The sequence below is a fragment of the Psychroflexus curvus genome (assembly GCF_020164585.1).
In the GTDB taxonomy this organism is placed as follows: domain Bacteria; phylum Bacteroidota; class Bacteroidia; order Flavobacteriales; family Flavobacteriaceae; genus Psychroflexus; species Psychroflexus curvus.
The window spans coordinates 465325-488025 of the sequence record NZ_JAIQZF010000002.1; the positions used below are offsets into that span (position 1 = coordinate 465325).

Annotated in this window: 16 protein-coding genes and 1 tRNA gene; 7 read left to right on the plus strand and 10 right to left on the minus strand. The window is 39.6% G+C overall.

The window, feature by feature from the left end; genetic code table 11:
• Window positions 1-11 precede the first annotated feature (11 nt).
• Window positions 12-953, minus strand: a complete 942-nt coding sequence (locus tag LB450_RS04240; protein WP_224486613.1) for a ribose-phosphate pyrophosphokinase — start codon at window positions 951-953, stop codon at window positions 12-14.
• A gap of 132 nt (window positions 954-1085) precedes the next feature.
• Between LB450_RS04240 and LB450_RS04245 the strand changes: the two genes are divergently transcribed.
• The 3 genes from LB450_RS04245 (at window position 1086) to LB450_RS04255 (ending at window position 4273) form a co-directional block, all read left to right on the plus strand.
• Window positions 1086-1167, plus strand: a tRNA-Leu gene (locus LB450_RS04245).
• A gap of 1018 nt (window positions 1168-2185) precedes the next feature.
• Window positions 2186-3193 (plus strand): zinc-binding alcohol dehydrogenase family protein, encoded by a 1008-nt coding sequence (locus tag LB450_RS04250; protein ID WP_224486614.1) that lies wholly within the window; start codon window positions 2186-2188, stop codon window positions 3191-3193.
• A 78-nt stretch (window positions 3194-3271) separates the two neighbouring features.
• On the plus strand, window positions 3272-4273 hold the full coding sequence (locus tag LB450_RS04255; protein ID WP_224486615.1) for an NADP-dependent oxidoreductase: 1002 nt from the start codon (window positions 3272-3274) through the stop codon (window positions 4271-4273).
• A gap of 294 nt (window positions 4274-4567) precedes the next feature.
• Here LB450_RS04255 and LB450_RS04260 read toward each other — a convergent pair whose 3' ends face one another.
• The 7 genes from LB450_RS04260 to surE form a co-directional block, all read right to left on the minus strand.
• Window positions 4568-5479 carry a patatin-like phospholipase family protein gene (locus LB450_RS04260; RefSeq protein ID WP_224486616.1) on the minus strand — a complete coding sequence of 304 codons (912 nt, stop codon included), beginning with the start codon at window positions 5477-5479 and terminating at the stop codon, window positions 4568-4570.
• Between the two features lie 96 nt (window positions 5480-5575).
• Window positions 5576-8083, minus strand: a complete 2508-nt coding sequence (locus LB450_RS04265) for a M14 family metallopeptidase (RefSeq protein WP_224486617.1) — start codon at window positions 8081-8083, stop codon at window positions 5576-5578.
• Between the two features lie 202 nt (window positions 8084-8285).
• Window positions 8286-8477, minus strand: a complete 192-nt coding sequence (locus LB450_RS04270) for a hypothetical protein (protein WP_224486618.1) — start codon at window positions 8475-8477, stop codon at window positions 8286-8288.
• Between the two features lie 25 nt (window positions 8478-8502).
• On the minus strand, window positions 8503-12138 hold the full coding sequence (locus LB450_RS04275) for a T9SS type A sorting domain-containing protein (RefSeq protein ID WP_224486619.1): 3636 nt from the start codon (window positions 12136-12138) through the stop codon (window positions 8503-8505).
• A 448-nt stretch (window positions 12139-12586) separates the two neighbouring features.
• Complete coding sequence (locus LB450_RS04280) at window positions 12587-13069, minus strand: acyl-CoA thioesterase (protein WP_224486620.1); 483 nt, start codon at window positions 13067-13069, stop codon at window positions 12587-12589.
• Window positions 13070-13073: 4 nt separating this feature from the next.
• Window positions 13074-13355 carry a hypothetical protein gene (locus LB450_RS04285; protein WP_224486621.1) on the minus strand — a complete coding sequence of 94 codons (282 nt, stop codon included), beginning with the start codon at window positions 13353-13355 and terminating at the stop codon, window positions 13074-13076.
• Window positions 13348-14133 carry a 5'/3'-nucleotidase SurE gene (gene surE, locus LB450_RS04290; RefSeq protein ID WP_224486622.1) on the minus strand — a complete coding sequence of 262 codons (786 nt, stop codon included), beginning with the start codon at window positions 14131-14133 and terminating at the stop codon, window positions 13348-13350. The genes LB450_RS04285 and surE overlap by 8 nt, the downstream gene beginning before the upstream one ends.
• Before the next feature lie 158 nt (window positions 14134-14291).
• Between surE and LB450_RS04295 the strand changes: the two genes are divergently transcribed.
• Complete coding sequence (locus LB450_RS04295; protein ID WP_224486623.1) at window positions 14292-16442, plus strand: carboxy terminal-processing peptidase; 2151 nt, start codon at window positions 14292-14294, stop codon at window positions 16440-16442.
• Between the two features lie 21 nt (window positions 16443-16463).
• Window positions 16464-17552, plus strand: coding sequence for an ABC transporter permease (locus LB450_RS04300; RefSeq protein WP_224486624.1), 1089 nt, complete (start codon window positions 16464-16466; stop codon window positions 17550-17552).
• 227 nt (window positions 17553-17779) lie between these two features.
• On the opposite strand, the gene lepA is transcribed toward LB450_RS04300, so the two are convergent.
• Window positions 17780-19576 (minus strand): translation elongation factor 4, encoded by a 1797-nt coding sequence (gene lepA / locus LB450_RS04305; RefSeq protein WP_224486625.1) that lies wholly within the window; start codon window positions 19574-19576, stop codon window positions 17780-17782.
• Window positions 19577-19724: 148 nt separating this feature from the next.
• On the opposite strand from lepA, the gene dusB reads away from it, so the two are divergent.
• Both dusB and LB450_RS04315 read left to right on the plus strand, forming a co-directional pair.
• The gene (gene dusB / locus LB450_RS04310) at window positions 19725-20720 is read left to right on the plus strand and encodes a tRNA dihydrouridine synthase DusB (RefSeq protein WP_224486626.1); all 996 of its coding nucleotides are present in this window, start codon (window positions 19725-19727) and stop codon (window positions 20718-20720) included.
• A gap of 80 nt (window positions 20721-20800) precedes the next feature.
• Window positions 20801-21859 carry a serine hydrolase domain-containing protein gene (locus LB450_RS04315; RefSeq protein WP_224486627.1) on the plus strand — a complete coding sequence of 353 codons (1059 nt, stop codon included), beginning with the start codon at window positions 20801-20803 and terminating at the stop codon, window positions 21857-21859.
• 198 nt (window positions 21860-22057) lie between these two features.
• Here the strand turns inward: LB450_RS04315 and LB450_RS04320 are convergent, their stop codons facing one another.
• On the minus strand, window positions 22058-22426 hold the full coding sequence (locus LB450_RS04320; protein WP_224486628.1) for an endonuclease domain-containing protein: 369 nt from the start codon (window positions 22424-22426) through the stop codon (window positions 22058-22060).
• Between the last annotated feature and the right edge of the window lie 275 nt (window positions 22427-22701).

Consider the following 22701-nt stretch of genomic DNA (forward strand, 5'->3'; position numbering starts at 1 on the left):
ATTAAATTAAACTACATTAAAAACTTACCACTGATGGATTTGTTATAATGGACGGCTTTCATCACATCTGCAAACAAATCGGCACAGCTAAGTACTTTTATTTTTGGACTGTCTTTTTTCAACGGAATACTGTCCGTAACAATCAATTCTTCTAGTTTGGAGTCTTGAATCTTCTCATAAGCATTCCCCGATAAGACTGGGTGAGAACAAATAGCTCTTACGCTTTTTGCACCCCTTTCCATCATCAGATTAGCCGCGTGAGTCAAGGTTCCTGCCGTATCTACCATGTCATCTGCAAGGACCACATTCTTCCCGGTCACATCTCCAATCAATTCCATATGAGAAATTTTATTGGCTTTGGCTCTTTGTTTATAACAGATAACGACATCGCTTTCTAAAAATTTAGAATAGGCATAAGCTCTTTTAGAACCGCCCATATCTGGTGAAGCAATGGTGAGATCTTCCAGATTTAGATTTCTTAAATAAGGTAAAAATACGGTGGAAGCAAACAGATGATCCACAGGTTTTTCAAAAAAGCCCTGGATTTGATCTGCGTGAAGATCCATAGTAATAATTCTAGTCGCTCCAGCTGTTTCCAGCATTTTAGCTACCATTTTGGCTGCAATAGGAACTCTTGGTTTGTCTTTTCTATCCTGTCTGGCCCAACCAAAATAGGGCAAAACTGCAGTGATATGTCTTGCTGAAGACCGCTTGGCGGCATCCAGCATCAAGAGCATTTCCATCAAATTGTCAGAATTTGGAAACGTAGAGCCAATGATAAAAACTCGCGAACCACGCACACTCTCCTCGAAAGAAGGTTGAAATTCTCCATCGCTAAAATGCATCGTATTGACGTTGCCCAAGGGGATACCATAGGATTTTGCAATAGACTTGGCTAATGAAGTACTTTGGGAACAAGCAAAAATTTTTGCGACTTTTTCTACGTCTGCCATAACTAATTGACCTTTTGAGGGATATTCGATTTATGGATTGCAAATTTAGATAAATAATTGAAGTTGGATGTAAATAAGCTCACTATTTTCTGTAAGGAAACAAATAATTTTATATTTTTGCAGTTCCAAAATGCCTAGGTGGCGGAATTGGTAGACGCGCTGGATTCAAAACCCAGTATCTTACGATGTGCGGGTTCGATTCCCGCCCTAGGTACAAAGCCTTCCTTCCGGAGGGCTTTTTTATTTATGATATTTTTTCAGTCAAAAAACAAGACAATATCTTTTCACGCAAAGTTGGCAAAGACAAAAAACGCAAAGTGCGCAAAGTGTTTCCGGTTATTTTGGCGGTCTTTGCGATAAACTTAGCGAACTTGGCGTGCTATTTTTAATTTGTTTTTTTATGAAGGTGTTAGAACTCTGAAGATTTTTCTTCTCCCGCAATAGGTGAAGTCTTTCTACGCAAAGCGGGCAAAGCTAAAAACGCAAAGTGGGCAAAGGGCAAACAGACATCTTTTACGGTCTTTGCAAAAGCTTAGTGAACTTAGCGTGCTATTTTTAATTTGTTTTTTTATGAAGGTGTTAGAATCCTGAAGATTTTTGTTCTCTCGCAATAGGTGAAGTCTTTTCACGCAAAGCTGGCAAAGAGGAAAAACGCAAAGTGCGCAAAGCGTATGGGTTTATTTTTGCGGCCTTTGCGCAAAACTTAGCGAACTTGGCGTGATCTTTTGAATCTATCTTTTTTATTAAGGGGTTAGGATCCTGAAGCTTATTTTTCTCCCCATAATAGGTGTCCTTTTTTCACGCAAAGCGGGCAAAGAGGAAAAACGCAAAGTGCGCAAAGCGTATGGGTTTATTTTGGCGGCCTTTGCGATAAACTTAGCGAACTTGGCGTGCTATTTTTAATTTGTTTTTTTATGAAGGTGTTAGAACTCTGAAGATTTTTCTTCTCCCGCAATAGGTGAAGTCTTTCCACGCAAAGCGGGCAAAGCTAAAAACGCAAAGTGAGCAAAGCTTATGGGTTATTCTGGCGGTCTTTGCGAAAAGCTTAGCGAACTTAGCGTGGAATTGAAGATGTGAGTGGGGACACTTTTAGAAACACAACGTAAGACAAGGGCTTAGGAGCTTGAGGCTGTTTTCGGCATTATCAGCACTTTCAACCCTTCTAACTTTTATACATCCTATAACAGGCTTTCTAAATTTATAAGCCTAGATTAGTACATAAAACAGCAGATATGAAAGCTATAGGATTTAAGGAAAATCTAGACATAGAAAACAAAAATGCACTTCAGGACATTGAGATACCAGAACCCGAAGCCAAGGGCAAAGATCTTTTGGTAGAAGTGAAGGCCATATCCGTTAATCCGGTCGACTACAAAATCAGAAAAAATAGAAAGCCAAGTGGCGAGCAGTGGGAAATTATAGGTTGGGATGCTGCAGGAATCGTAAAAGAAGTCGGAGAAGAAGTGACTCTCTTCGAGGTTGGAGACGAAGTCTGGTATGCCGGAGAGTTGAAAAGACAGGGGAGCAATGCCGAATTCCAGTTGGTGGATGAAAGAATCGCAGGTAAAAAACCGGCTAGCCTGTCGTTCTCAGAGGCGTCAGCAATGCCATTAACATCCCTGACCGCCTGGGAAATGCTTTTTGATAGAGTGCAGGTGGATAAAGAAGATTCAAGTAAAAGTATTTTGATTGTCGGTGCTGCTGGTGGTGTGGGGTCCATCATGGTTCAGTTGGCCAAAAAGCTAACTAAATTGAAAGTTATCGGTACCGCCTCCAGAGACCTGACGAGAAACTGGCTGAAGGAGCTGGGAGCGGATGTGGTGATCGACCACAGCAATGCACTGAGCCAGGAGTTTGAAAAAGAAGGACTTCCCGAAGCCGATTACGTCATAGGCATCAATGCCACAGGACAGCATTTTGAGGATATTGTAAAAGTGATTAACCCACAAGGTAAGTTTGGGTTTATCGATGATCCCAAAGTGATTAATGCAACCTCTTTCAAGCCTAAGTCGGTTTCCATTCATTACGAACTGATGTTTACAAGGTCTCTATTTAAAACCCCGGATATGATTGAACAGCATCATATTCTGAATAAAGTATCTGAGCTCGTTGATGAGGGGACAATCAAAACAACCCGAGGGGAACATTTTGGAAGCATCAATGCAGAGAATTTAAGGAAAGCGCATCAATTGCTGGAATCTGGTAAAGCCAAGGGCAAAATTGTGCTGGAAGGGTTTTAATCACATGATATTTTATCCAAATTTTCATCAGCTCAAAGTAAATTACTTTAAGTTTAATCAAATCAAATTTAAAAAATTATGCCAACGACAAAAACCATCACCTTAAAAAAAAGACCCAAAGGGAAACCTGAACTCTCCGATTTTGACTTTATAACTTCTGAAGTTCCGGAACTCAAAGACGGCGAAGTTTTGCTCAAGACCACTTACGTATCGGTAGATCCTTATTTAAGAGGAAGAATGATAGATGCAGAATCCTACATAGAACCTTTTGAGCTTGATAAACCAGTTGTCTCTGGCTGTGTAGCCGAAGTTGTAGAGTCCAAATCTTCCAATTTGAGCTCAGGAGATTTTGTGACTGGACTGCTGGAGTGGAAGGAAAAGCAAGTTGCAAATGCCGACAACGTAAAAAAGGTTGACCCCAGCAAAGCACCGCTTTCAGCTTATCTTGGTGTTTTAGGAATGACAGGGCTTACAGCCTATTTTGGTCTTACCGATATTGGAAAACCCAAAGAAGGGGAAACGCTTCTTGTTTCTGGTGCTGCAGGTGCAGTGGGAACTGTGGTTGGACAAATCGGGAAGATACTTGGAATGCGTGTGGTTGGTATTGCAGGTACCGACAAGAAAATAGAGATGATTACCTCAGAATTCGGTTATGACGAGGGTATCAATTACAAAACTACAGAAAACATGACTCAAGCCATCGCCAAAGCCTGTCCGGAAGGGGTAGACGTCTATTATGATAATGTGGGAGGAGAAATTTCAGAAGCTGTGCTTTATAACATCAACAAATTTTCGAGAACCGTGGTTTGTGGTGCCATCTCAGTTTATAACAAAACAGAATTACCTAAAAGTACCAGTGTACAGCCATTTTTAATCAAAAAGAGTTCGTCTATGCAAGGCTTTGTCATCTTCGATTATAAAGACAGACATCCTGAAGGAATTCAACAGTTAGCCGAATGGCTTAAAGAAGGGAAGCTTCATTATGAAGAAACCATTCAGGAAGGATTTGATAACATTCCCCAAGCCTTTTTAGACCTTTTTGAAGGTAAAAACAAAGGGAAAATGCTGGTTAAGGTTTAAGGAGCTGATGAGTTTGTGAGCCCTCAGTCTGTGAGTCTTTGAGTGAAATCTATGCCTAATACTAATTGTAACTCTAGATCTCGATACATTTTTCTTTTCTTAACAGACAAGAAAAACACTACCAATGACGTTTTCGTGTAAGTTGCTGAAATTAAGACTATTCTGTTTAAGTTCGAGCGGAGTCGAGAACCATCTACATCTCGACTCCGCTCGATGCTAAAACATATAAAAAACGTCACTTTGCATTAAATAAAATCCTAAAATTTCCTGGGGCTCAACCTGACAAAATAAGATTTACTTATACATCTTCGTTTCAATACGTTTACAGTAGGGATTGGTTTTTTGTGCATACGCATAGCCCATGTTCCACCAGGTTTTCATTTGTTCAGAATCGAAAATCAATGAGTTTTTGGTGAGCATTTCTGGTGGATGGTAGAAATTTAGATTCACGTGTTCATGTTTGCTCCTTAATTTTCCTAAAGCAAGATCGTTCCTTATGATTTGGTCCAGAAGAAAGTCAAAGACTCTTGTGGTCAGTTCCAATGCATTGCTTACAGGCTTTTTCTGGTATTGCTTTTCGGTTTTAAGAACAATAACATCTACTTCGGAAGCACCTCGGTTGATGGCTTCAGAGATGGGAACAATATTTCCCAAACCGCCATCGCCATAATCAAATCCATCTTTTTTAACCAGGCTCATAAAGGGAATCATGTTCGCGGAAGCCCAAATCCAATCGCAGAATTCTTCTCTACTAAAGTCTTTCAGGGATTTATATTCCACTTGCCCCAGGCTAATGTTGGATACCGTAACGACCACGTCTTCAGATTGCCACTTCATTTGTTCAAAAAACTCAGGGGTGAGCGTATTCAAAATCAATTGTCTTAGAGACTTACTCTCTCCAAAGGTTCTCGACCCTTTTAGAAATCCCAAAAGAATATTGAAATGATTCATCTTGATTTCAAATCCATCGTTTTTCTTTTTGATGATAAAGGGGTTTCGGCTAAAAATTGACCTTTGAGAAACAGAGGTGTAAACTTCTTTAAGCTTTGAAATTTCACCGATAGAGAGCAAGGGGACGAGTAAACTCCCTGTGGAAGTTCCTAGAAATAAATCATATTTATTTTCACATTCAGAAATGAGATATTCTGCGATGCCACCGGCAAACGCTCCTTTGCTTCCTCCCCCAGAAATAACTAAAGCTCTCATATTTTATTTTGAATTAAGCTACAATAAATTGATGTAATAAAAAAAAGCCTATTTCAACTTGTGAAATAGGCTTTATAATCTGAAAATCAAAAAAAATCACATTTGATCACTAAAGAAAATAGAGTTGAGGAACAACTTAAAGGTTCCCAGCCAAAAGGCTCTAAAGTTGGTATTGTCTGTAAAAATGATGACATCGCCTCTTCCATAGCTGTTGTGCTTGAAAGGCACTGTCCCTTTAATCAATTCCAGGTTTTCTTTATTGATATAACCACTCAATAATGGAGAGTTGGTGTATTGAATTGGATTGTTGAAACTCAGTTCATCTGCTTCAAGCATAAGGTTAGAATTTCTAAATAGCGCCAGTTCATCATCGTTATACCCATAAGCAATAGGATGCGATCGGTCTATTTTAGCATTGAAAATGGCTCCGCCAATTCGTTTAGCGCCATAAAACTCACTGCGTTCATCAAAACTGACATTCTTGGCGATAACCGAATCCTGTTTGGTTGTAAAGTCGATCATTTTTTCTGCTTTCAGCCAATTCGCTGTCCCTTTATAAGCAATAATAGCTCCGCCGTCACTCACCCAGTCTTTCAGTTTTGTTTTTCCTGAGTCGCTTAAACTGTTTGAACTGGAACTTGGAATAATCAGGTGAGTGTACTTGTCCAGACTGGTTCTGTTGAAATCTTTGGTGTCTAATTTGGTTACAGGGATTTCGAATCTGTAATCCAGCATATGCCACATTTCACCAGCATCATAAGACCTGACACCATCGCCTACCAGCATTGCAATTTTGGGCATTTCCAGATGTTCCATATTAGGACTTCCCAGATTTATACCTTGAGTGAGCCCCGTTTCTAAAGCAGAAATATGCACGTGATTTTCCTTCTGAAGTGAATTTAGTAATTGATAAATTTCATCAGCTGTTTTTTTCTGATTTTGAACCGGAATTAAAATAGTCCCGTACTCAAATTTTTCAGTTTCAGATTGAAATGGCTTTTGAGCTACTTTTACTCTGATGTCTGCTTCCATGATTTTATGCAAGACCTTCGCCGAGTTGAAGTCGCTCCATCTCATGGCATAGGCATAAGGTGACCTGTTGAGGTTTTTAGGCGTTTCAAGCTCAGGAGAATCTACTTTTTCTCCCATATCCACAGACTTAACTTCCGTAAAATCTACATCAAAGGCATGTCTGAAACTCCAGGCTGAGACATCATAAAAAATACTGTCTTTGAAAGTGGTTCGCTCTTCAAACATGGCTTCAACCAGTCTGTTCTGCAATTGATTTTTAGGGATGATGTAAGAAGAATTGACTTCAAAATCCTTTCCATTAATGGTTTCATCTTCTTCCAGTTTGTAAAGTTCAACCTGATGCTGACTCAAAACTTTGGCCAGTTCATGGGTTAGCACAGGATCTCCTTTTCTTCCAAAAACATAAGCTCCTTTTTCAGCTCTTTTCTTTGCATTTCTGTAAAACTGATGCTGTAAACCTAAAATCTGATCTTTTAATCCCAGCGAAGCTTCCAGCGTGGAAAGCGCAGTTGTAAACTGATTTTTTATACTAAACGGAAAGCTTAAAAGCCCGTTGTCGGTGAGCTGTCCAGAGCCTCTGGAGCTTGCCTGTTCGAAGAGAATTCCAATAGCACCATTGATATCTGGAAAGGTGGAACCTTTTCCATAATAAAAATCATCAAAACTTTCCTGAGAGTAATAAAGTGAGCCAATACTGTCTAAAGCTGAAGCGTGGTAATTTCCAATCTTCTCGGTCAGATCCTGATTGAGTTGAGGGGTAAGGGGATTGGTACGCGAAGGAATTCCAGGTTGGAAAAAGAAGGTGGAATTGGATCCCATTTCGTGATGATCTGTGAGGACATTTGGTCTCCAGTCATAAAAAGTTTTGATTCTCGCCTGACTTTCAAGAAGCTGTACCGGAAGCCAGTCTCTATTCATATCGAACCAGTAGTGGTTGGTTCTTCCTCCTGGCCAGACTTCAGAAAACTCGCGATCCTGTGGGTCCGGATTCAAATGCGTACTTCTATTGGTATTGGTCCAGTAGGCAAAACGCTGTAATCCATCTGGATTGAAACTAGGATCGAGTAGGATAATGGTGTTTTCTAAAATCTTGTCGATTTCAGGGCCTTCAGCAGCAGCCAAATAATAAGCTAAAACCAAGGCTGCATTTGATCCACTAGGTTCATTTCCATGAATGGAAAACCCCTGGTTGACAACTATTGGCATAGAACCTAATTCTGATTCAGAAACTTCTCCTGAAACAATCTGTAGGTGTTTCTTTTTAATTTCAGAAAGGTTACTATGGTTTTCTGGAGAGGTAACCGTGAGTAAAAGCAAAGGCCTTTTTTCGTAAGTAAAGCCTCTGTTTTTGATGCTAATTCTATCGGATGACTCTGCGACAGCAGTCATATATTGAACCAGCTTGTCATGGCTGACGTGCCATTCCCCAGGAACGTAACCTAGAATTTCACTTGGTTTTGGAATGTCCTGGTTGTAAGACACATCTGTTGGCAGATAATAGTCTAAGCTCACATTTTGAGCTTGAGAAAATGTGCAAACAAAAAAAGTAAGGGCAAAAAGAATTGACTTCATAAAATTTTGTTTTTGATAAACATTAATTGAGATTGATATTAGGACACAAAATAACAAAGAAAGTTAAACCTAAGCCCTTGATTCAATAAAGACTTAAAATCAGAAGTTGAGAATTTTGAGTTTTTAATTATAGATTCATCATATAAAAATTCCCTGATGATTGCTCACCAGATATTTTCATTACATCAAATTTCTTTTCTGTTTACTTCAGTTTCCTAATACCTAAGGCAACTCCAGCAGCAATGGCTAGTGGAATTAAAAAATGGATGGGTGCAGCATTACTATCCTTGACGCTGTCCTCAAAACCGATAGACTCGTCAACGGTTTGGGCTTCAACATTTATAAACACAAGCATCAAAACCAGTATAATCGCGCATTTTATATAATTTTTCATTTGGTTATTTTTAGAAATTGATGTCTTAGTGTTTGATTATTTTCCTGATGAGTTGACCTTGTTTGGTGGTTATTTCAACCCAATAAATTCCCGGGCTCAAATGTGAAACCTCTATTGAAGTGGATTGTGTTGACTTCACTTCCTGTCCTTGCATCGTGAAGAGTTTAACTGCTTTTACTTCAGTGGAAGCTGGTAACTCAATTGTCAATCTATTCGCCACTGGATTTGGATATAATCTGATGTCTGCACGAGTAAAGCTTTTATCGCTTAAAGACATTTGCTCAAAAGACAAATTAAATCGACGACTGTTCGTGCTTTCAGCACTGCTTTCATCGACTGTAAAGTCATAGGTAGTATTTTGAGAAAGTTCAGTTTTTGTGTTTAAATAAGTATCGTTCAGACAGACCTTTAAGCCCTCTGGTTTATTTTCTATAGTGAAGGTTAAGCTGTAAGCGCTAGCTTGATAGTTAACAAGAAGTAAACTGACTTGATGACCGTTTTCAGGTAAACCCTGCTTATCGATAGATCTAAAGCCAGCGTTGATGATTGCATAATTTTCATCTGAATTAGCGAGCTTAGTAGCATCTTCATCACTCCCTAAAGTGGTATAGTCCTCACTAAATCGCAATCCTATTGCATCGCTTTCCATCTCACCTTTTTGCAGGTCGGCTGTTTTGTATAAACGCGAATTGATGTAGAAGTCTGAATAGGTTTTAAAAATACCTATCTGTGTTTGACCTGTTGCTTTATCAGCTTCTTCAAAAGTAAGAGAGCCATTCCCGGCTGCTGTGTTCTGAACAAAAAAGGCCTGTCCAGGCATAATATACTGGTTGGCAACTGAAGAGTACGGGCTTACGGCTGCCTGACTTCCATCTGTAACATCTACAACCGTATAACCGCCATTACCTTTTGCACCTGCTATGGAGGCATCCCAAGTATATAAGTAGCCTGTTAAATTTGATTTTGTCACAGCATTAAAATCAACTATTGCCTGGTAAGGGTTGCCTACAAAACTAAAATTATCAGCACCGCCAGATAAAGTTGGAGAAAAGTTGCCTGTTTGCATGGTGCCAGTTGCTCTAAGGCTTGTAGCGGATGACGCGCTGTTATCTGTTAAATCAATGTTTCGGTCACCACGCACATATAAACGGTAAGGTGTTCCAGCTGAGAGAACATCAGAAGTTGAGGTGACTGCATTCCATGCAGATTGATTACTTTGATTTACTATTGTATTATCAAAAGTAAACATAGACGAATTGTTGGTTTCGGTCGGGTCAAAACCGTTGGCAGTACCGCCAGATCCAGTAATATGGGTATTTTGCTGCCATGCATTGGCAATAGTTTGTTCGCCTACAGGAGAAGACAAGAGTCTGAACGCACGTTTGGCCGGGATATAACGCTCAACAGTGATATGACCTATAATCGTTGAGCCTCCAGCATCAGCTAATTGAGCTGTACTTGTCGCATTGCTTTTGAATGTAAACCTGCCATTGTTATAAATGGCTGAGTTTATGGTTAACACATCGCTCGGACTAATCTCTACACTTGCATCCCCTAATACTGTAATTGAATTGAGACTTACATCAGAAGAGGTTGTATACGTTCCATCTTGAATAAGTACATCATCAGCTCCAGTTGAAGCACCCGGGGCACCTGGTGACCAGGCAGAAGAAGCATAGATCAGGTCTCCATCATAATCACCCTGAATCACAAAATTATCCAGTTCCATAACATCTGAAGCTCCATTTAATGTTCCTGTAAGCAGTAGACCTATGGTTGATGCGGTGCCTATGTCCACGGTAATAGTCCCCTGAACTGGTGTGGTGTCGGGGTCATTGTAATACTCTACTGCAGCCTGTGGTGTTCCATTTATAATGAGTTGATATGAACCAGTATCAGCATTAGCAAATACATAATAATCAAAACTAAAAGTGATATTCGAAAAGTTGGAAACGGCTACCTCATCAAAAGAAAAGGTATAGGTACTGCCTAATGTAGGTTCGCCAGATTCACCTTCTGTATCTCTGCCGAAAGCTGTGTTCCCGGAGCCTATATGAGTTGAAGGCTGAATAAACAAACCCTGATCTGGCGAAGTTGGATCTGTGAAAGTTTGTTCTGCTACATTATTAGACCAGGTAGGAGTACTGTCATCAAAATCTTCCTGAGCTATGACAGTGGGCTGCATGATAACGTCAAAACCTGCGCTAGTGTCATTGCTTAATGTTCCGTTGGAAGTGGTGAGGGTTACTCCAGTTGCTGTTGAATTAAACACAAGATTAGTAAAACTGGAGATACCATTTACCGCAGCGACAGAAGAGGTTGCTTCTGTGCCAAAAGCAACTCCTGCCGGAAGTGTGAGACTGACTTCATCTGTAAAGTCTAAGTCGAGATTTGAATTAGCATCATACGCACCAACTGACGGAGAAGGATTCATCACATGATCAATAATAATATTTGAAGGTTGCCGGATAAACGATAGCCGGGTCGCATGAACTTCAATGCTATGGTTATTTCCAGCGATATCTCCATTGGTAAATGAGTCTGCAAAGCCCGAACCTGAAATCTCTGACCAAAATCCTCTTGATGCAGCATCGATTTGAAATTGCAGTAGGCTATTATCTACAATACTGGTTTCATTAAGGTAAGCTGCTATTTCAAATTCTAATTTTGTGCCATCTGCTATTGTAATAGGTGTTGCAAACTCCAGTATGATTTCTGTATCTGAAATGAAAACCGCAGGCGAATAGGTCAGTGAATTTTCATCCCTTATGGTAATACCCTGTATATGATCTGACCAACCTGCGGTATTGTTTTGGCCAGGAACAAAACGCATACGTATCACTTCAGTTGGTAAAGCATCCCCAGAGGCCTGGTCTTCTATTATGAAAGCGAATACCGCAAAACTAGTTGCTGAAGCTGTTACACCAGAAGCGGTTTGAGTTGAAGCAGGTGTTTTTGTTGCAGGGGCGTAAATTTCGGTGGTGTTGTCGTTGGGATTTACTGGTCTGCCTAAGATTTCTATATGATCTATGGCGATGTCTTCATCACCTGAATTTAAACTAAATTCAACTTGAATAGCTAAATTAGAGCCTGTTCCCGTAATGTAAGCACTGAATTGAGTAAATGCATCAGTAAGGGCTGCCCCATTACCTGTGCCATCAAAATTTGTATCAATTGCCGGTTCGGTATTTGTGCCTCCCGAAGATTCTATATTCAGTATATCTGTAAAGGAACCCGAGTTATCGATATCGCTTTTAAAATGAACATAATCAGATGCATCCCAGTCCTGATTTACGCCGTCATCATCCTCAGCGAGATAAACTCTCAATTCTAAATGGGTATACCCCGTTATATCAACACTTGAGATGTTTAAAAAAACAGGCAACGATGGAGCTGATGAAATACCGTCTATATCCTGGGCACCAAAATAAAAACTGCCCTGCAAATTTGAGAATGATGGATTTGGGGAGTCAACACCATATTCAATTCTGCCAAAATAATCTGTTGTTTCATCAATTGCTTCGGGGATGCTTGTTGTGTAACCGCTGTCAGTTTCAAAATCCAAGGTGTAAATCACAGTCTGTGCATTCGCAGTTAATGCAAATAAAATGGAAAAAAGCACTGTCATAACCGACAAGTGTTTGATTAAATGCTTTTTCATAACCCATGATTTAATTTCCTTTCTATAAAAATAGAAAATTTTTTTATATGTTGAAAATCAACAGATTATGTGGTTTTTATTCTGCTTTTCTGTCCCAATCATTAAAAAAACAAGGCTGTAGATAAAGCAATTCGTTTAATCTGGTGTTACACGTGATGACATTACCTGTAAACAAACATTTAAGGCTTTACTTTTGGACATGCATCATCATCTCTTCCGTATGATGATTTATTAAAAAAAGGAGGCAGCATGCAGTTAATAGACATACTTATTAGCTTTGATTTTTAAAAATAACAGAACGGGAAGCCACACCCGCTAATTTGAGATAAATGTGGTGTTGAAGCAGCTGAGTAATTTGAAGATGTTCTTAGAATTTAGCCAATAGATTAAAACCCATCATAAATTGAAACTTGATACCTTTCAGATGTTACTGTATTTATGTAGTGCGTTAATCCTTTTTCAAGTGTTTTGGTTTTGCACCAAACTTCCGAGTGTCTTCTTTGGTTAATACCTTGTAATCTTCAGTCTTGGTTAGGTGCTCCAAGGGTTTTAGTAAATGTTCTGGCAAGGCAGTCAGTTGCCTTGTGTCTAAATCCATCCAGGACCCCATCATTTCACACCTCGCACAATTTTTTCCATGCTGATTATAAATATTGTGTTCAAATTGAAAAAACATGCCGTCTTTACTTAGACCTTTAACTTCGAGACTAACTCTCACTTGATCTTCAGGTTTCAGTTCTTTAAAATAATAAATGTGCTCGTAGAAAACGATAGGACCTAGGTTATGCGCAACAAGTTCTTCCTGAGAAAATCCATTGTCAAGAAGAAAGGCCATTCGTGTATGGCTCATAAAGTTTTGATAAGCTGAGTTAGCAAGATGCCTGTTGGCATCGAGGTCACTCCATCGTATTTCAAATGATTTGGTGTACATGGGTTTAGAAAAATTTTGTAATTAGAATGACAAATGCGCTCAGGATGGTTGCCATGAGTACGCCTTTAGCTTTATAATCCTGTTTTTTTTTGATAAATACGAAAAACGGGAGAAAATTCAAAATTGCACCGAGGGCTATGATACTTCCTAAAACGCCCTCTTCTGAAGCTTTTCCCAAGACGAATTCAAATTCTTTTTGCATGACCAGGCTTATATAAAGGAACATGCCAGCAAGATTAGCTACAATTCCTATTAAAAAACCAAGGGCTATCTCTTTTTTAATCATCAATATTCCATGAATTGAGTTCATTTATAAAATCGTGTGCTGTCAAATCAAATTTAACAGGAACAACAGAAACATATCCGGCTTCCAGCGCTTCTACATCGGTGTTTTTGCCTTCATCCTGATTTACAAAATCACCAGATAGCCAGTAATAATCCCTGCCCTGAGGATTCTGACGTTTATCAAATTTCTCTTCCCAACGGGCATTGGCTTGTCTGCAGACCTGTATCCCTTTTATTTTTTCATCACTGGCTTTTGGGATATTCACATTTAAAACCACCCCTTTTGGCAAACCATTTTTAATGACGCTTTCGGTGATGCGTTTTACGTATTTGGTTGTATGGTCAAAATTAGCTTCCATGGAATAATCCAATAATGAAAAACCGATGGCAGGAATTCCTTCTACTCCAGCTTCTACGGCAGCACTCATGGTACCAGAATAAATCACATTAATGGAAGAATTGGACCCATGGTTGATTCCACTTACACATAAATCTGGTTTGCGTTTTAAAATTTCCTGAGTTGCTATTTTTACGCAATCTGCAGGAGTGCCAGAGCAGGAATATTCCTTGACCTGAGAATATTTGTCTATGGTAACGGGGTCACAATAAAGATTATCACTTATGGTTATGGCATGTCCCATCCCGCTTTGTGGACTATCTGGAGCTACAACCACCACATCGCCTATGGTTTTCATTATTTTAATGAGATGTCTTATGCCTGGAGCGGTGATGCCATCGTCATTTGTGACGAGGATCAAAGGTTTGTTTTCTTCTTGCATTGTTTGATTTTTAAAGTTGCTAAATTAAACATTTCAGAAAGTAAATCCGCCAAGAAACACGTTTAACAAATTATTAGCTTGCATTAAAATATGTGGTATAGTTTTTACTGTAAATTGAAAAATATTACATTAGTTTTGACTTAATGAATTTTGACACAATGAAAAGACACAATTTAAAAAACAATCTTGTTATTTTATTCATAATAACATTGGTTTCGGTTACATCATGCAGCTTTACGACCAAAGACTTTGATGAGGATACTGATAAAGATAAGGTTCTTATAGAACTTATCACTCATGTGATTGAGCAAGGCCATTTCGACATGAGAGAAATAGACGATGACTTTTCTAAGTCTGTTTTTAAAGACTATATAAAAGGGCTTGATCCCATTAAGCGCCATTTTCTGAAAAGTGATTTTGAAGAATTTGAAGCGTTTCAAACTCAAATTGATGACCAGATCAAGAATAAAAATCTAATATTTTTTGATCTTACAGTAGAACGCTACAAAAAACGGATGGAAGAAGCTAAAGAGTTTTATGCTGAATTGCTTGAAAAACCATTTGATTTTGAAGAGCAAGAAACCATCAATACAGATTATGAACAGGTAGATTATGCTAAAAGTAATAAAGAGCTAAAACAAAGGTGGAGACAACAGTTTAAATTTTCCACTCTTTCTACATTTCATGATTTAAAGCAGGAGCAAGCTCAAAACATAGAGGATGGCGAAGATGTTGAGATAAAATCTGATGCTGAACTAGAAAAGGAAGCTAGAGAAGTCACGAGAGAATCTATCGAGAATTATTTCGATACTATGTCGGACTTGGAACGTAAAGACTGGTTTAATTTATATATCAACTCCATAGCAAGTCAGTTCGACCCTCATACAAGTTACTTTGCACCTAGAGATAAAGATAGATTCGATATTTCAATGTCTGGTAAGCTGGAAGGAATTGGAGCCAGGTTACAAAAACAAAGAGATAACGTCAAAATAGTTGAGGTCATTTCTGGTGGTCCAGCGTGGACTAATGGAGAATTGGAAGTCGGAGATCTTATTCAAAAGGTAAGACAAGAAGACGAAAAAGAAGCTGTTGACATCCGTGGAATGCGTCTTGATGATGCTGTAAGTCTTATAAAAGGACCGAAGGGAACTCAGGTTATTCTTTCTGTCAAAAAGGTAGATGGAAGTACCCAAACCATCAGCATAATAAGAGATGTGGTTGAGATTGAAGAAACGTATGCTAAGTCTTCTACTGTAGAAAGCAATGGAGATTTGTTTGGAGTGATAAACCTCCCAAAGTTTTATTTCGATATGCAGAATTACAACGAAAGAAACGCAGCTTCAGATATCAAGAAAGAACTTGAAAGATTAAATGAAATTGGAGCTGAAGGTTTAGTTATTGATCTTAGAAATAATGGAGGTGGTTCTCTGTCTACTGTTGTGGATATAGCCGGATTTTTTATCGAAAAAGGTCCTATCGTACAAGTTAGAGATGCTCAAAATAATACTGAAGTTTTAAGAGACACAGATTCCAATGTGATTTGGGATAAACCTCTCGTGATATTGGTCAATGAGCTTTCGGCTTCTGCTTCAGAAATACTGGCTGCTGCTATGCAGGATTATGAAAGAGCGGTAGTTATTGGAAGCAAACAAACCTATGGCAAGGGAACCGTTCAAAATGTTGTCGATCTCAACCGATGGATGAGAAATAATACAACATTTGGCGATATGGGTGCATTAAAAATCACAACTCAGAAATTTTATAGAATAAATGGAGGGTCTACTCAGCTAAAAGGGGTAGAAAGCGATGTGGCAGTGCCAGACCGTTTTTCTTATGTAGATATCGGTGAAAGAGATTATGAAAACCCTATGCCCTGGGATAAAATTGCTCCAGCAAATTACAAGGTTTGGAAAGGCTATTCCAATCTGGATAAGGTTATCTCATCGAGTAAAGAGCGTTTGTCGAACAACGCCCAAATCCAGATGATAGATGAAAATGCAAAATGGATTAAATCTCAAAGAGATCAAAATAAATTCAGTCTTAATTATGAAGGTTATGATGAAGAAATGACTCAAGTAGAAAACATGTCCAAAAAATTTGAGGGCATCAGTCAATACAACACAAACCTGGTGTTTAAGTCACTTCCATACGAAAAAGCATTGATGGCTCAGGATTCATCCTTAACCGAAAAAAGAGAAAGATGGTATAAAAGCCTGTCCAAAGATGTTTATGTGGAAGAAGCAATTCATGTTTTGCAAAATTTGAATGTGGATGAAAATTCAATTAAACTTGCAGCCAGAAAAGATTAAATTAATGTCAATCAAAGACGTTTGAAAAGAAATACTTCTTTACAGGGTTTAGCGCTCCAAAAGTTTAAAAAAAACCTTTGGGGCGTTTTAAGTTTTTGGTACATCGTACTGTGCCTGTTTGTGGGTGTTTTTGCTTATTTCCTGGCTCCAGACAGTTCTGAAAATGCCAATTCCATGGCCTTGAGCATTCATTCCAAGCGTCCTGGCTTTAGCGTTCAGGTTATTGAACTTCCCAATCCTAATGCCGGAGAGCAGTCCTGGTTGTCAAAATCTTTTTTTGGAAATGAATATCCCGACGAAATCATTCCGGTAGAGTCTTACAGAAAGGAAGGGGCTCAACTATTTTACCAGGATTATGGAGTAAAGGATCCCGCTTTAGAAAATGAGATCGTTTTAACTCAATTCAACTCTGATTTTAGTTCTGAACATATTTACGAAAAGACCTATTGGTTAGGGACCGATAAATATGGTCGCGACCTGCTAAGCAGAATGCTTATAGGCTTGCGCATATCTTTTTCTGTAGGATTCATATCCGTATTTATTTCTCTGCTTCTCGGGCTGTTTTTAGGCTCTATTTCTGGATATTATGGCGGTAAAATCGATGCGGCTGTGATGTGGCTTATCAATGTCACCTGGTCAATTCCTACTCTGCTTTTGGTGATTGCCATCACACTTGCGCTCGGCAAGGGCTTCTGGCAAGTCTTTATAGCTGTTGGTTTAACCATGTGGGTAGAAGTTGCTCGTGTGGTGAGAGGCCAGGTGATGAGTGTGAAGTCCTCGCAGTTTGTCACCGCAGCAAGGGCCTTAGGTTTTAAAAATCAACGGATTATCGTAAAGCATATCTTACCCAACGTGCTCGCACCAGTCATAGTGATTTCTGCGGCCAACTTTGCTGCAGCGATATTGATTGAAAGCGGACTCAGCTTTTTGGGAATAGGAGCACAGCCACCAACACCAAGCTGGGGAGCGATGATTAAAGACCACTACAGCTACATCATTTTGGGAAAGGCCTATTTAGCCATCATCCCGGGATTGGGTATCATGAGTTTAGTGATGGCATTTATGCTTATTGGTAATGCTCTACGGGATGCTTTGGATGTGAAAAACTAATCATTAAGCTTGAGAACTGAAGACCTCACAGTCCCCAAAGCTTTGGGGACTGTGAGGTCTCATAAACCTTTGAGGACTAATATTATTAACTATCCATCAGTTGAGGTTCTAAACCAAACTGGATAGTGAAGCTAACGTGGGGCTCCGGGAAATGTATCTCTGCGGAGGAAAGCTATCGAACTCAAATTCAACCTAAAAAATACTAATGACAATATAAGATGTATAAGTTAATCATTCAGTTTCAAGACTGCCATAAAGGCTTCCTGAGGAATCTCTACATTTCCAACCTGTCGCATACGTTTTTTACCCTTCTTTTGCTTTTCCAAAAGTTTACGTTTTCTGGAAATATCCCCGCCATAACATTTTGCGGTAACATCTTTTCTTAAGGCTTTTACGGTTTCTCTGGCAATGATTTTTGCACCAATCGCTGCCTGTATAGGGATATCAAACTGCTGTCTTGGAATTAATTCTTTCAGCTTTTCACAGATTCGCTTACCGATATCGTAAGCATTATCCACATGAAGCAAAGCCGAAAGCGCATCTACTGTGTTGCCGTTTAGCAGGACATCTACTTTGACCAGTTTAGATTTTCGCATGCCAATTGGCGAGTAGTCAAATGACGCATAGCCTTTGGAAACGGTCTTTAATCTATCATAGAAATCAAAAACAATTTCAGCAAGAGGCATATCGAAACTGAGTTCTACACGGTCCTGGGTGAGGTAAGTCTGGTTGGTGATCTGACCGCGTTTTTCTATACAAAGCGACATAACCGGGCCAACAAACTCAGATTTTGTGATGATGCTGGCTTTGATGAACGGCTCTTCCACACGATCCAAATACGTAGGTTCAGGTAAATCTGTTGGATTACTCACTATGATGGGTTTGTCTTTGTCTTTTAAGGTGTAGGCATTGTAAGACACGTTGGGAACCGTGGTGATTACCGTCATATCAAACTCACGCTCCAGACGTTCCTGTATGATTTCAAGATGAAGCATTCCCAAAAATCCGCATCTAAAACCAAATCCAAGAGCTGCAGAGCTTTCGGGTACAAACACCAGCGAAGCATCGTTGAGCTGAAGCTTTTCCATTGCTGTCCTTAATTCTTCATATTCATCGGTTTCGACAGGATAAATCCCGGCAAAAACCATAGGCTTTACATCTTCAAACCCAGAAACAGCATTTTTGGTAGGGTTTTCAGCATCGGTGATGGTATCACCAACTTTTACTTCTTTGGCATTTTTGATACCTGTGATGAGGTAACCCACATCACCGGCTTTTATTTCTTTTTTAGGGAATTGAACCAACTTTAATGTCCCTACCTCATCTGCAGAATAATTTTTGCCGGTAGCTACAAATTTTATGCTTTGACCTTTTTTAATGCTTCCGTCGAAGACTCTAAAGTAAGTTTCAATGCCACGGAAAGGATTGTAAACCGAGTCAAAAACCAAAGCCCTAAGCGGAGCTTCAGGATCGCCTTTGGGAGCCGGAACGCGTTCCACAATCGCATTCAAAATTTCTTCGATACCAATACCTTCTTTGGCGCTGGCACGGATGACATCCTCACGCTTGCAGCCAATAAGGTCGACGATATCATCTGTCACTTCGTCCGGATTGGCACTTTGCAGGTCGACTTTGTTGAGGACAGGAATGATTTCCAAATCATTTTCCAAAGCCAGATATAAATTCGAAATGGTTTGCGCCTGTATGCTTTGAGCAGCATCTACAATCAATAAAGCGCCCTCACAAGCGGCTATAGATCTCGATACTTCGTAAGAAAAATCGACGTGTCCCGGGGTGTCAATCAGGTTAAAAACATAGTCTTCTCCTTTATAAGGATAGACCATCTGTATGGCGTGACTTTTTATGGTAATGCCGCGCTCGCGCTCTAAATCCATGTTATCCAAAAGCTGTTCTTTGCGCTCGCGTTCGGTTACAGATTTGGTAAAATCCAATAAACGGTCGGCTAAGGTGCTTTTTCCGTGGTCAATATGCGCAATTATGCAAAAATTTCGAATGTTCTTCATAGTCCGTTTTTCCTGATCTAAAGCTAAAAAAGCCTGAGAATTTAATGTGCAAATATACAGGAATTGTTTGGCTTAACCGCCGTATCTTAAGCCCTCTTAAAAGCTTTATGTGAATTGTTTATAATTCCCTAATTTTGCAGAAAAAGTTGTGGCTAAGATAGATAACATAGATTTAGGCGAATTCCCTCTCCTACTTGCACCCATGGAAGACGTAAGCGATCCCCCTTTTCGGGCCTTATGTAAGGAGTATGGGGCAGATATGGTGTATACTGAATTTATTTCTTCGGAAGGATTGATTCGGGATGCTGCCAAAAGCATGATGAAGCTGGACATTTACGAAAAAGAACGTCCGGTCGGTATTCAAATTTTTGGGGCCAATCTGGAGTCCATGCTGAAGTCGGTGGAAATCGTTGAGAAAACAAAACCCGATGTCATTGATATCAATTTTGGATGTCCCGTCAAAAAGGTCGTTTCCAAAGGAGCTGGTGCAGGAATTTTGAAGGATGTTGACCTCATGGTCAAGCTGACTGAAGCCATGGTGAAGCACACCCATCTGCCCATTACCGTGAAAACCCGTTTGGGCTGGGATCACGATTCTATTAAAATATATGAAGTTGCCGAGCGTCTGCAGGACGTTGGCTGTAAAGCCATCGCTATTCATGGACGTACACGCGCACAGATGTACAAAGGCGAAGCCGACTGGAAACCCATCGCCGAAGTCAAGAACAATCCACGCATGCACATTCCTGTTTTTGGAAATGGTGATGTGGATACGCCAGAAAAAGCTGAGCTCATGCGCGATGAATATGGACTGGACGGAGCTATGATAGGAAGAGCAAGTATTGGTTCTCCCTGGTTTTTCAAGGCTGTGAAGCATTATTTCGAAACGGGCACGCACTGCGAGTCGCCTTCTATGGTAGAACGAGTTGATATTGCCAGACGTCATCTCCAGATGTCCATCGACTGGAAAGGGGAGAAGCTGGGTGTTTTCGAAACCCGAAGACATTATACCAACTACTTCAAAGGCATACCTCATTTTAAAGATTACCGCATGAAAATGGTAACCTCAGACCATGCGGAAGATGTGTTTGCTGCTTTCGATGAGGTAGAGGAGAAGTTTGCAGATTATCAATTTGTGGAATAGGAGATTGATTTTTATTTCTTCTGAACTTGCTTTCCAATGAACGCAGGCAGGTTTACTACCTTTTACTTAAATCTTTGCTTATGAAACCTATTGTTTTCCTTGTCTTAATGACAATGCTTGGCTTGGCAACACAGGCTCAAAGCTTTGATGCGAATATCCATCAAACTTTGAAAAATTATTTAAGTGAATTTCCAGAGCAAACCCAATTCTCGGTAGCGATAGTGGATGGGGATACAACCCGTTTTTATGGGCAGGTCAAGTTTTCAGATACAATCAATCAATTGGATAACAGGGCTTCTGTTTTTCAAATTGGTTCTGTGACCAAAGTGTTTACTTCCACGCTTTTAGCGCAACTGGTAATTGAGAAACAAGTGAAGCTGTTAGATTCAATTCAGTACTATTTCAGCTTTCCCTTAAAAGAAAAGGCAATAACTTTAGAAGAACTTTCCAATCATACTTCAGGTTTGCCAAGATTGCCTTCCAATTTGAATTTAGCAACTGCCAATCCGAAAAATCCCTATCAATTTTATGCTGAAGCAGATTTGGAGTATTATCTAGCCAAAGAAATGGAGGTCTCTTCAGGAGATCAGCCTAGCTATCAGTATTCCAATTTGGGTGCTGCAATTCTGGCCAAAGCCTTAGAGAATGCCACCGAAAAAACCTTTGCTGAATTGCTTTCAGAACAGATATTTCAGCCTTTAGAAATGAAAAATTCTTCACTGGATAAAGATTCAGTTGGTGGAAATCTGGTTCAGGGTCTGGACCAAAACGGCAAGGAAACGCCGACCTGGGACATGGGGCAATTTGAAGGCGCCGGAGCGATCTTATTGTCTACTCAGGATCTGTCGAGGTTTGTCAAGGCTCATTTTCAAGATGCCGAAGATGCGTATTCGCTGACGACACTGCCCACTTTTATGGTGAATAACAACCTGAGAATCGGACTTGGCTGGCATATTTTGCAGAACGAGCAAGGCAATAATTTATACTGGCATAATGGGGGAACCGGCGGATACTCTTCGTCTGTATTTATGGTTCCTGAGACATTCAAAGCGGTGATTATCTTAAGCAATGTCTCTGCCTATCATCCTAAAGCTTCAAGGATTGATGAGCTGGGGTTCAAGCTTTTAGGAGCACAATAATTATGAATACAAAACGATTTTTTCTGTGAACAAAGATTGCGAAGGAATTTACACCCTTTGCCTTCGGCATTTCCACTTCAATCAACTCAGTGCATCGCCTCGAGGGAAACAAGTGGAAATAATATTTTTTGAAAACGAAATCAAAGCTTCCTCCCTGGAGGGAGGATTGAGGAGGGTGTTTTGTAAAATGGGAGAAACTTAAGCTTTCACCTCATCGATTAACTCTTTAAGCTGTAGAATGACTTTTGGTAAATTGTGGGTAATCTGATCGTTTGTAAATCTTACAAAGTTTACCCCCAGTTTTTCAATTCGCGCCTGCCTCAAACCATCCACTAAAGTGTTATTATCATGGCTGCTGCCATCTATTTCTATGGCAAGACCTATGTCTTTAATATAGAAGTCTACAATGTAATCGAGGATAGGCATTTGTCGTCTCATAACAACACCAAGTCTGGAGCCTTTTGTAGCATTCCAAAAGATTTTTTCCGTTGGCGTCATATTTTTTCTCAACTGAATAGCAAGTTTTCTTGCGTCTTTGGTGTAAGGTAAAATATTATGATTTTTCATGTTGGTCAAGTTGAACATATAAAAATAACACTCTTTGGCTTAGAAATCCAATAGCCCTATAGGAGTAATGCGAAGGAATTTACACCCTTTGCCTTCGGCATTTCCCTCGTATGTTTGATTTCATATAAATATAGATTTATAAATTTAGAGAATCAATTATAAAGGGTCTCAATAAGAGTATGGTTCTTCCCTTGATAACAATTACGTATATCGCCCTTGAGATAATCACCTTATTGAGAGTCCTTCTTGAATCTGAACAGTATCGTAAGAATTGA

Excerpts from the sequence above, each read along its gene's own strand:
- LB450_RS04240 (WP_224486613.1), bottom strand. The coding sequence starts at position 953 with ATGGCAGACGTAGAAAAAGTCGCAAAAATTTTTGCTTGTTCCCAAAGT.
- LB450_RS04250 (WP_224486614.1), top strand. The coding sequence starts at position 2,186 with ATGAAAGCTATAGGATTTAAGGAAAATCTAGACATAGAAAACAAAAAT.
- LB450_RS04255 (WP_224486615.1), top strand. The coding sequence starts at position 3,272 with ATGCCAACGACAAAAACCATCACCTTAAAAAAAAGACCCAAAGGGAAA.
- LB450_RS04260 (WP_224486616.1), bottom strand. The coding sequence starts at position 5,479 with ATGAGAGCTTTAGTTATTTCTGGGGGAGGAAGCAAAGGAGCGTTTGCC.
- LB450_RS04265 (WP_224486617.1), bottom strand. The coding sequence starts at position 8,083 with ATGAAGTCAATTCTTTTTGCCCTTACTTTTTTTGTTTGCACATTTTCT.
- LB450_RS04270 (WP_224486618.1), bottom strand. The coding sequence starts at position 8,477 with ATGAAAAATTATATAAAATGCGCGATTATACTGGTTTTGATGCTTGTG.
- LB450_RS04275 (WP_224486619.1), bottom strand. The coding sequence starts at position 12,138 with ATGAAAAAGCATTTAATCAAACACTTGTCGGTTATGACAGTGCTTTTT.
- LB450_RS04280 (WP_224486620.1), bottom strand. The coding sequence starts at position 13,069 with ATGTACACCAAATCATTTGAAATACGATGGAGTGACCTCGATGCCAAC.
- LB450_RS04285 (WP_224486621.1), bottom strand. The coding sequence starts at position 13,355 with ATGATTAAAAAAGAGATAGCCCTTGGTTTTTTAATAGGAATTGTAGCT.
- surE (WP_224486622.1), bottom strand. The coding sequence starts at position 14,133 with ATGCAAGAAGAAAACAAACCTTTGATCCTCGTCACAAATGACGATGGC.
- LB450_RS04295 (WP_224486623.1), top strand. The coding sequence starts at position 14,292 with ATGAAAAGACACAATTTAAAAAACAATCTTGTTATTTTATTCATAATA.
- lepA (WP_224486625.1), bottom strand. The coding sequence starts at position 19,576 with ATGAAGAACATTCGAAATTTTTGCATAATTGCGCATATTGACCACGGA.
- LB450_RS04315 (WP_224486627.1), top strand. The coding sequence starts at position 20,801 with ATGAAACCTATTGTTTTCCTTGTCTTAATGACAATGCTTGGCTTGGCA.
- LB450_RS04320 (WP_224486628.1), bottom strand. The coding sequence starts at position 22,426 with ATGAAAAATCATAATATTTTACCTTACACCAAAGACGCAAGAAAACTT.